The organism is Dellaglioa sp. CoH-55-MRSF-8 (assembly GCF_056782195.1).
The window spans coordinates 1-231 of sequence record NZ_JBXAYH010000068.1 but is presented as its reverse complement, the minus strand read 5'-3'; the positions used below and the strand labels follow the sequence as shown (position 1 = coordinate 231).

Sequence of the window (231 nt, the reverse complement as noted above, 5' to 3'; positions counted from 1 at the left end):
GTGCGTACGATTCAGCAGCGTGGGGCGGTTCTGACCATTCCGTCAAGTACGAGCTGCGCCGTGTACAGACAGAGGCCATTAGCGCGTCCGAGGCACGGGCCGCACAGGAAGAGGCGCGGGCGGTTCTCGCGGCTCGGGCACGGACCCATGTTGATAAGCTGATGCCTGCTGTCTATAACGCGATTCAAAAGAAAGTGAAACGCGGCCTGTATTCGGCACAGGTAGAAACGC

The 231-nt window shown here is 59.7% G+C and carries 1 protein-coding gene; it reads left to right on the top strand.

The annotated features are described in order from the left end of the window. A partial coding sequence (locus AC1RPW_RS07945; protein ID WP_481769433.1) for a hypothetical protein occupies positions 1–231 on the top strand: 231 nt, incomplete at both ends.